We start from the raw sequence: 9,319 nt of genomic DNA, 5'->3' as shown, positions 1-9,319 counted from the left end.
ACCCGCTTAAGACCACCTGACTTTAGAAACTCTTTAACTACCTTTAGCTTGAACTGCTTGCTGTACTTGCTCATAAAACAAAACCCCCTTGGTTGGACATGGTGTCCAACTTTTGGGGGTCAGTTCAAAGAGGTGGCTTTTTTATTACGGCGTAGCGGAGCCCAATTGGACTTTGGGTTTTGGCTACCACTCTCCTTAATGCTCTTTATGCTTCTTACCAAGCTTCTCAGGCTTACCATTTCCATAAAGGCACCAGTGCTTGATTTCTTCTAAAAGAGCATCTAAATCTTTTAATTTGAGAGCCTTTAAATCAGACAGCCTGATATCTCCAGATTTTTGTAATTTCTCGATAGCCTCTTTTAAAGCACTCATTTGATATCTCTTCTTGATGGAATTACGTTTTGATTTTAATTTGGAGGATTTTTGACTGCAGATTGATAGCTTTGATGCTTTTTTAGAATTTCTGAAGTTTTATGACAAATTGACTACAAATGAACTTAATTTTTTTAAGGCTAAAAAGTTATGTAACCGTCATACAAGATTCATTAATAAGGCACATACTTAATAGGTAGTAACCCTAACATTATCTATCAAAGGAGCCGTAAATGACACAATTATTGAGCCTCTTTAGTCTAGTTTTTGGTAACCAGACCAAAAGCAATGATTTGGAACAGTTCATCAACAGCCATAACCCCAATAGCCATCAGCAAGTGGAGCAGCTTACTCGTGACTATCTCTACTACACCACTTATGGGGGGTTTTAGATCATGACAAAACTAAAACGCTTGATTATTAAAGCGATTTTAGCCTGGGCTGAGACTCGTAAAGCCTATGCAAGTCGATATAAAAATCATCGCCTCGGATCTTAATTTTTACGAAGGTCAAAATTAAATGAAATTAACAGTCTATCGCTATAAGATTTGGGATCATCAAGACGATGATCACGTCCATATTGCGCCCTATTACGCCATTCGAGAATACATCGAGCACTTAGAGGGCGCAACGGTCATTGAGGATGATTATTTGGTAGTAGATGAGTCCGATTTAGATACTCTTGGAAGAATCGCTGTTAGAGATGATGATTAGGCAGCGAAGCTTATTTAAATCGACACCTTAGTTCACCAGGTCTTTGGGGCGAGCAATCGGCCTTTGACTCATTTGCGAATGTATAAAGTCACATACTAGATCGTCAAATGGTACTGGATGGCCTGCATTTAAAACCTCAAAGGTATTTAATCGAGGAATCAACGCCCTTATCTCCTGAACACGTTGCTCAGTGCATATCTTAGACTCCCTGCCATAGACCAGTCCAACCTTACCTTTAAAGCCCTCTAGTGCCTCATGAAAATTCATGCCCCAAACATCGGCACGATATGAGAGATCAAAATGCCCAGGGAGCTGCACATCAGCGATTGCTTTTTCGTCAACACTTAATTCTTTGGCAAGCTCTCGAATCTCTTTGAAGCCCAGCTCATTTTTCATTGACTTATATAGGGTATACAAAGCAGTCCAATTAACCGTTAAGGCGATATCGTTAAGAACGATAGCGTTAATCTTTTTATCAAAAATCTTTGTAAGATGCATTGCTAAAACTCCGCCCATACTAGTGCCAAGAATGGTGAGTCTTTGATGCGTCTTACCTCCAACCAATATAGCCCATTGAATTAATTCGCTCACATCCGAGAGGTATAAAGACATTTTGTAGGCCCCACATTCATCAATATAGTCAGACTCGCCTCTGCCTGAAAAATCAACGCTAATGACTTTATAATTTTCAAACTTCAAAAAGTAATCATGAATGACTAAAAAGGATGTCTTTGTTTCAAGCAATCCTGGCAAACAAACTAAAATGTTTTCTGCATTCATGTCTCCTGAAACGGTATAGGCAATTTTCCGAGGATGCTGTTCATCTCGGATCTGAAAGTATCGGGTTTCAGGTGCAATGCTAACTACTCTTATTGGTGTAACGGGAGGTGCCTCTAGATTGCTTTCCAGCGGCATAGATTGTGAGGCCGTTAAGGCGGCAGCCTCTTGAACAACTTGAGCAACAGTTGCGGTGAAATAATGATTAGGAGGTCGAATCCACTGAATGACTTTTACTTTTGCCTCCATCAGCACATTGAAAATCTTTTTTTTCATCCAACCATACCTATCAACAGTTATTCGGATTCATCAATATCAAGCTTTTGACTGTACAGAGTCTTGATGACAGAAATAATTAAGGTGTATTAGGATCGTAATGAGCCTGAATCTCAATGGCCGATTTGGGGCTTTGCGGTTTATTCCTACTTTTAGCTGCTTATAGGCCCATAGCTAACATCCTATGAAACTCCGCCAAAAGGTAGTTTTAGTATTTCTTACTTGTCCAAGGCTAGAGCGGCCAGGGTCGCGGATACCTGGACCTTATCAGCCGCTTAAGGAACAGGCTCCAAGCTTATATTCGGGAGGCCCTAGAATAAGATACAGATTTGATAATAGTTATGGATCACACACAGCTAAAAACCCTTAAAATGACAATCATGAATCTCAAAGCCATTGCCCCTCTTCTTTTTGCTGTATCTTTATTCAGCAACGCCGCCTTTGGCGCTGAATGCCTAGGAGATCAGCAGTCAAAGAACGTGTTGACCTTCGAAGTGGTTCCGCAATTTCCCCCCAGTCAAATTTTTTCAACTTGGGGACCTCTTTTGGATAAAGTAGGCAAAAAAAGTGGCCTGTGTTTTGAGCTCATCGTGCCAAAAGATATTCCAGAATTCGAGTCAGATTTCAGTAACGGTAGACCCGATTTCATCTACGCAAATCCATACCATTTCCTAGTGGCTTTGAAAAAGCAAAAATACAACCCTTTGTTGGCAGAAAGTAAGAACCTGCTATCTGGTTTAGTTGTGGAAAAAGCAACGAATCCCGAAACCCCCTTGAAAAGTCTAAACGGTAAGAAAGTGGCATTTCCTGCTCCCAACGCATTTGGCGCTTCTTTACTTGTGCGGGGAGAATTTGCAAAAAAGGGAATCACCATTCAACCTGTATTTGTTAAAACTCATGGTAATGTCTACCGTTCAGTGATTGCGGGAGATACAGCTGCAGGAGGCGGCCTCAGATCGACTCTAGATTCGGAGCCAAAAGAGATACAAGACCAGCTTAAGGTTATCTACACAACGCAAAAATTTACCCCTCATCCTATAGCCACTAAACCCACCATTTCAGAAAATATTCGTAAGGTCTTTTTACAATCCTTTATCAATTGCGCTGATGATGAAACTTGTAAGAAGGATCTGGCAGCGGTGGGGATTGAGCACCCCAAAAAAGTGACAACAGCTGATTTTAACAATATCGAGGAATTGCATTTAGAGAAGTATGCTCAATAGACTGAAGCTACCAAAATTAAAAGTCTTTCAAACTAGGAGTATTTGGCCAGTCCTTATTACTTCTATAGTGTTGATGGTCGTCATCATTACTGGCGGTCTCTACACTTATTTGCAATTTAAACAATCACTACTTGAGCAAAAGTTTTATGCTGCCCAAAACCATTCTAAAAGCCTTTCTAATGCAGTAGTAGATCTTTTAATAACTAAAGACTACGCCGGAATTGAATCTCATATTCGGCAAATATTTTCGAATGATGATGTTTCTGCTGTATCTGTCTCTAATATGTCTGGCGGGGTACTGTCTGGTCTTTATCGTGATGACGATCAAAAATTGAAGGTGCTTGTTTCAAGTCAAAATATGGAGATCCCTAAATTTGACAATAAGCCTTTCATTCAGACATTAGACAACGATAAACTGACGACCTTTTACAAAATTAATCTGGGAGTTGATTTAGGCCTTATCAAAATTGAAACATTGAAAAATAAAAACGATGAAGCATTGATTGCCTTACAAATCAAAACGCTGATATTTTTTATTGCTGCTTTTTTGGCTATTCTCATCATTCTTGGAGTATTTATTTGGAGAGCTTATTTTTCGGTATTGAATTATGAAAAAGTAATCCTTCACCAAAACACTGAAATTACTTACAACAATAGCAAGCTAATCGAGGCGAATCAGCATAAGTCTGAGTTTTTGGCCAACATGTCTCATGAATTAAGGACCCCACTAAATTCAATTATCGGATTTTCAGAGGTGCTTCTAGAAAAGTATTTTGGTGATCTTAATCCCAAGCAAGTAGACTATGTTCGGAATATTAATAATTCTGGACAGCACCTTCTAGAGCTTATTAATGATGTATTAGATCTCTCTAAGATTGAAGCAGGTCAATTTGAATTACATAAGAGTCAATTTAAACTCAGTAAGGTTTTTGAGCTTGTCATTAACATCTTGAATGTCAGGGCAAAAAAGAAAACCATTGAGTTCACAAACACTGGAATTGATAGCTTAGGAGAATTCTATGCCGACGAGAGAGCATTGCGTCAAATTCTATTGAACCTATTAACTAATGCCATTAAATTTACCCCTGAAGGCGGAAAAGTACAGCTGAATGTAATATGCAATGATCAAAATTTAGAAGTGGCTATATCTGATTCTGGTATTGGAATCGCCCAGGAAGATCAGGAAGCGGTGTTTGATGAATTCAAGCAGGTTAATAGCTCAGTCACTAAAAATCAAGAGGGAACTGGTTTAGGTCTTGCTATCGTAAAACGCTTAATTGAAATGCATGGCGGGGAAATCCATTTAGTTTCAGAGCTAGGTCAAGGCTCTACCTTTAGCTTCAATATTCCTGTAATGAGTAAGGGGTCAACAGATGGCTAAAATTTTGATCGTTGAAGATAATCAGCTCAATCTTGAACTATCACGGGATATTCTGACTTTCAATGGTCATGAAGTTGAGCATGCTGAAGACTGCGAGGCATGTCTATCTAAAGTAGACGCCTTCATGCCTGATCTCATTTTGATGGATATCGGCCTACCTGGAATTAGTGGGGTCGATTGCTTCAAACTATTGAGACAAAAATCTGGATTCGATAAAGTGCCTGTTTTGGCATTTACTGCATCAGTTATGCCTGATGAAATAAAAAAAATTACTGACACCGGATTTAGTGGACTGATTGAAAAACCGATTCGGGTCTCTACTTTCTTAAGCACCATTAATGATGCATTAGAAGTGAAATAAAGTTAGGTCTCCACCTAGGGAAGCTTTAATACTTCCAATATTTTTACGTATGGGCTATTAATTTCGGGAAATTACTCTGTCTGATATCACTCATGCCCTAAGCGGTCTTAGGTAATACTAACTTTGGAGTGCTGCTCGGAATCTAGTTTTGGCCTTTCGCCAGCCACATAGGCCTTGGCAGCAGCATAAATATATTTCAACCCTTGAATGCCCGTACTGTCCCAAAACTCACCTTCGTGTGCAGTAAATTTTAATAATGCAATATTAGGGTCGGATTTTCCGAGTGGAAACCATACCTTCCAAGTTTCTTTCCACATCGTCTCGATCAAGGTGCGATCATCATCTACCACTAGCTCACCGTTCACAGTAGCAAATTTCCTAGCACCTTGAAAGATTAGTACAGCATGAGAGTTAGCCGTAATTTCATCAACCTTAATTGAATTCTGATCCGTTAGGAGATAAGTCGTCATATTTTCATCGAGTCGCGCTATTTTCATAGGCCGCGCATGAATTCTAGTAGCGCTGTGGGTTGCTAACATAGCCTCGTCAAAGTCCTTTAGCACCTCATACAAATTATTTTCTTTAGTCTTATCCATCGAAACCAGCTCCTTAGCATCTAAATTAGACAAAATGATCTATTAGCCATGCTAAAGAATTGCTTGAAAAAAACAGTGCGCTACCCAACACACTTAATAACTTAAGTAAAAAAACTCGGTCGAGAGTTCTTCTATAAAGTTTTTGGTCTATCTATCTAGGATCTTTTTTTACTGCAGGCCGACTAAATTTAGGTCTTTTTGATTTCCGCAATAACAGGGGTGTGGTCTGAAGGTTGCTCCCAGGTACGGGGCTCTTTATCAATAGTGCTCGCTGAGCACCTGTCTTTCAGGTTCTCACTTAAGAGGATGTGATCAATGCGCATGCCTGCATTACGTCTAAAGCCCATCATACGGTAATCCCACCAACTAAAGGATTTGGGTGCTTGCTCAAACATCCGGAAAGAATCCGTTAATCCGAGCTCCAGCAGTCTTTGGAATGCTTCACGCTCTGGAGGAGAAACTAAGTTCTGCCCTATCCATTTCGAGGGATCGTATACATCGACATCAGTTGGGGCAATATTAAAATCGCCCAATAATGCCAAGCGGCTATTTTGACTAAGCTCCTCTTTTAACCAAGTCTCGAGAGCTTGAAGCCACGCTAGCTTATAAACAAACTTATCACTCTCAGGTGACTGGCCATTCGGAAAGTAGGCTGAGATAAGTCTGATAGGCTGCATTCCTGCAAAAGGTATTGTTGCCGCTAAGAGACGCTGTTGCTCGTCCGTATTTCCTGGAATATTTCTGATGGGCTTTAAGAAGGTGGTACTTGCATCAGACGCAATAGGGGCCAAGGCTGCTTTGCGAACAATAATGGCAACACCGTTGTACGTCTTTTGTCCAGCAGCCAAACTCAGATATCCGGCCTCCTCTAATACAAGATGAGGGTATTTATCATCGGTTAACTTGAGCTCTTGCAAACATAGAGCATCAATGGGCTGCTTTGCTCTTTCTTGATCTTGTAACCATTTAAGAACTTGAGGTAAACGCACCTTTAGTGAATTCACATTCCAGGCAGCAATACGAACTGACTCAGTCATCGATGCCTAGCTCCTGTAACTTGCGAGTAATCGTATTACGACCAATACCCAGTCTCTGAGCTGCCTCGACACGTCTACCGCGAGTCACCTCGAGCGCAGCTTGCAGTACAGCCTTCTCAAATTTAGAGCAGAGAACGTCATACACTTCAGTATCCCCGTCTTGCAGCATTTTGACTGCTAAGCGCCCTAAGCCACTCTCCCAATCAACTATCCCACTTCGCAATGCTAAATTAGCAGCACTAGACTCTCCCGCTACTGCGACAGGCTGCTCACTAGCTTGCGCCAAGATGTCAGATGGCAAATCACTACTGCCAATCACATTTGACGGCGTCATGACCGTTAACCAATGACACAGGTTCTCTAATTGACGTACATTGCCAGGAAAAGGCATTACAGCAATCTCTTTTAAAACCTCATCAGACAGCTTTTTGGGTTCTACCCCTAAGGACTTTGCGCATGCCAACATGAAATGGCTAGCCAACACAGGGATATCTTCTGCGCGTTCACGTAAGGCGGGCATCCGTAGACGAATGACATTTAAGCGATGCAATAAGTCTTCACGAAAGGCGCCGGCAGCAACGCGCGCTTCCAGGTTTTGGTGCGTTGATGCAATGATGCGGACATTGGCCTTGATTGGATCTTGACCGCCAACACGATAAAAATGACCATCAGTTAATGCACGCAATAAACGGGTCTGCAGGTCAAAAGGGATTTCACCAATTTCATCTAAAAATAAGGTGCCGCCATCGGCCTGCTCAAAACGACCACGACGTAGAGTTAATGCCCCTTGAAAGGCGCCCCGCTCATGACCAAATAATTCTGACTCGAGTAAATCTTTTGGAACTGCTGCCGTACTAAAACTAACAAATGGGCCTTTGGCACGAGGGCTGTGTTTATGCAAAGCTTGGGCCACTAACTCTTTACCAGTACCAGATTCGCCCGTAATTAATACTGTTGAATGCGATTGGGCAAGACGTCCGATGGCTCTAAAGACTTCCTGCATCGCCGGTGCTTGGCCAATAATTTCAGTGGAGTCCTGTCTCCAGCCATTCATCTCTTTATTGCCAGATTGATTACGCTCACTTTGCTCCATGGCGCGACGAATCAACTCTACCGCTTTATCAATATCAAATGGCTTGGTGAGGTATTCAAATGCACCGCCCTGGAAAGACGATACCGCTGAATCTAAATCAGAATACGCCGTCATGATGATGACAGGCAACAGAGGATGGGTTTCTTTGACGTTTTGTAATAGATCAAGACCGTTACCCCGCGGCATACGAATATCTGAAATCAAAACAATGGGGGCTTCCTTATCCAATGCATCCAGCACATCATTAGGATTGGAGAAACTTTTATGGGGGATATTCTCACGAGTGAGTGCTTTTTCTAGCACCCACCGAATTGATTGATCATCGTCCACGATCCAAACGGGTTTCATAATGGTTTCTCCTGCCTACGGTAAGGAATTTGAATATGGAAATCAGTCCGTCCTGGACTGCTGTCACAAGCGATGAAACCCTGATGCTGTTGAACAAAAGTTTGAGCCAAAGTAAGGCCAAGACCACTCCCCCCATCCCTACCAGAGACTAAGGGAAAGAAAATGCGTTCACGAATATCTTCTGGAACACCAGGGCCGTTATCAATCACATGCAAGTCCATCGCCATCTTGTAGCGTTGCTTGGAAATCGTGACTGATCGCGCCACTCTGGTTTTGAATTCAATTTGAGCATTACCTTGCGCAATTTCTACCGAAAGTGCTTGAGCTGCATTATGGGCAATATTTAAGACTGCTTGGATTAACTGCTCGCGATCACCCAGTATTTCTGGCAGACTCGTGTCATAGCTACGAATAATCTTGAGTCCTTTTGGGAATTCAGCTAACACTAAGCTTCGTACACGCTCCAAGGCTTCATGTACATTGAATAACTCCATCGCATGTGCTTTACGATGCGGTGCCAGCAGACGATCTACCAGGTCCTGGAGGCGATCAGATTCTTTAATAATAACTTGGGTATATTCGCGCAAGCCTTTTTCTGGCAGTTCATACTCAAGCAATTGGGCGGCACCACGAATACCCCCCAATGGATTTTTAATTTCGTGTGCTAAGTTCCGCATTAATTGCTTATTTGCTTCAACCTGCTGAGTCACGCGTTCATCACGCTCGCTACGCAACTGTTGGTCAATCGGAAACCACTCCATCATGATGAGCGAGGGATCTTCTAGACTAGCAACGACTACATGGGCCGGAATAGAGTCCTGATGAATGCTCCCCGGCAAGGAGTGCAAGACTAGCTCTTGACGCTGGGCGGACACATGCCCTGCTTTAACCTCATCAATCATGTGTTTAAGTAACTCGTTGTCTCCAAACAAGTTGCTCACAGAATGCCCTTCAAGCGATTTACGGGAAAGATCTAGCGCAGATTCTGCAGCGGGATTCACATAAACCAATTGCTGGCTCTCTGCCTCAAATACGACGATGGCATTAGGCATTTGTTCGAGCAATGTCGGAAAAAAAGGAGCAGCCGAAGCTGCCCCTTTTAACGAATTGCGCAAGAGACCTGCGCTCAACATCTCTACTT

General features: G+C 42.1%; 11 protein-coding genes. 5 read left to right on the top strand and 6 right to left on the bottom strand.

All coding sequences use genetic code 11. From position 1 onward, the window contains the following. Positions 1-195 precede the first annotated feature (195 nt). A complete protein-coding gene (locus ICN15_RS04690) occupies positions 196-372 on the bottom strand; it encodes a hypothetical protein (RefSeq protein WP_216201463.1) in 177 nt (58 codons plus the stop codon). 233 nt (positions 373-605) lie between these two features. Here ICN15_RS04690 and ICN15_RS04685 point away from each other — a divergent pair, with 233 nt between their 5' ends. Together ICN15_RS04685 and ICN15_RS04680 are read left to right on the top strand one after the other, a co-directional pair. Then, a complete protein-coding gene (locus ICN15_RS04685) occupies positions 606-764 on the top strand; it encodes a hypothetical protein (protein ID WP_216201462.1) in 159 nt (52 codons plus the stop codon). 127 nt (positions 765-891) lie between these two features. Then, complete coding sequence (locus tag ICN15_RS04680) at positions 892-1,086, top strand: hypothetical protein (RefSeq protein WP_216201461.1); 195 nt, start codon at positions 892-894, stop codon at positions 1,084-1,086. 27 nt (positions 1,087-1,113) lie between these two features. Here ICN15_RS04680 and ICN15_RS04675 read toward each other — a convergent pair whose 3' ends face one another. Next, positions 1,114-2,139 carry an alpha/beta fold hydrolase gene (locus ICN15_RS04675; protein WP_216201460.1) on the bottom strand — a complete coding sequence of 342 codons (1,026 nt, stop codon included), beginning with the start codon at positions 2,137-2,139 and terminating at the stop codon, positions 1,114-1,116. Positions 2,140-2,519: 380 nt separating this feature from the next. On the opposite strand from ICN15_RS04675, the gene ICN15_RS04670 reads away from it, so the two are divergent. From ICN15_RS04670 to ICN15_RS04660, 3 genes are all read left to right on the top strand, one after another. Further along, positions 2,520-3,362 (top strand): phosphate/phosphite/phosphonate ABC transporter substrate-binding protein, encoded by an 843-nt coding sequence (locus ICN15_RS04670; RefSeq protein WP_216201459.1) that lies wholly within the window; start codon positions 2,520-2,522, stop codon positions 3,360-3,362. A 73-nt stretch (positions 3,363-3,435) separates the two neighbouring features. Next, complete coding sequence (locus ICN15_RS04665) at positions 3,436-4,743, top strand: HAMP domain-containing sensor histidine kinase (RefSeq protein ID WP_216201458.1); 1,308 nt, start codon at positions 3,436-3,438, stop codon at positions 4,741-4,743. Next, a complete protein-coding gene (locus ICN15_RS04660) occupies positions 4,736-5,104 on the top strand; it encodes a response regulator (RefSeq protein ID WP_216201457.1) in 369 nt (122 codons plus the stop codon). Before ICN15_RS04665 ends, ICN15_RS04660 begins: the two co-directional genes overlap by 8 nt. Before the next feature lie 107 nt (positions 5,105-5,211). Here the strand turns inward: ICN15_RS04660 and ICN15_RS04655 are convergent, their stop codons facing one another. The 4 genes from ICN15_RS04655 to glnL all read right to left on the bottom strand — a co-directional run bounded on the left by ICN15_RS04655 (position 5,212) and on the right by glnL (position 9,311). Continuing rightward, positions 5,212-5,700: a pyridoxamine 5'-phosphate oxidase family protein gene (locus ICN15_RS04655; RefSeq protein ID WP_216201456.1), complete on the bottom strand. Its 489-nt coding sequence runs from the start codon at positions 5,698-5,700 to the stop codon at positions 5,212-5,214. Positions 5,701-5,888: 188 nt separating this feature from the next. Next, complete coding sequence (gene xth, locus ICN15_RS04650; RefSeq protein WP_216201455.1) at positions 5,889-6,737, bottom strand: exodeoxyribonuclease III; 849 nt, start codon at positions 6,735-6,737, stop codon at positions 5,889-5,891. Next, positions 6,730-8,178, bottom strand: coding sequence for a nitrogen regulation protein NR(I) (gene ntrC / locus ICN15_RS04645; RefSeq protein ID WP_216201454.1), 1,449 nt, complete (start codon positions 8,176-8,178; stop codon positions 6,730-6,732). Before ntrC ends, xth begins: the two co-directional genes overlap by 8 nt. After that, positions 8,175-9,311, bottom strand: coding sequence for a nitrogen regulation protein NR(II) (gene glnL / locus ICN15_RS04640; protein ID WP_216201453.1), 1,137 nt, complete (start codon positions 9,309-9,311; stop codon positions 8,175-8,177). The genes ntrC and glnL overlap by 4 nt, the downstream gene beginning before the upstream one ends. Positions 9,312-9,319: the final 8 nt, after the last annotated feature.

Source organism: Polynucleobacter sp. CS-Odin-A6 (assembly GCF_018882095.1).
Taxonomy (GTDB): domain Bacteria; phylum Pseudomonadota; class Gammaproteobacteria; order Burkholderiales; family Burkholderiaceae; genus Polynucleobacter.
The sequence above is the reverse complement of the archived record's forward strand: the minus strand, read 5'-3'. Positions and strand labels throughout refer to the sequence as shown.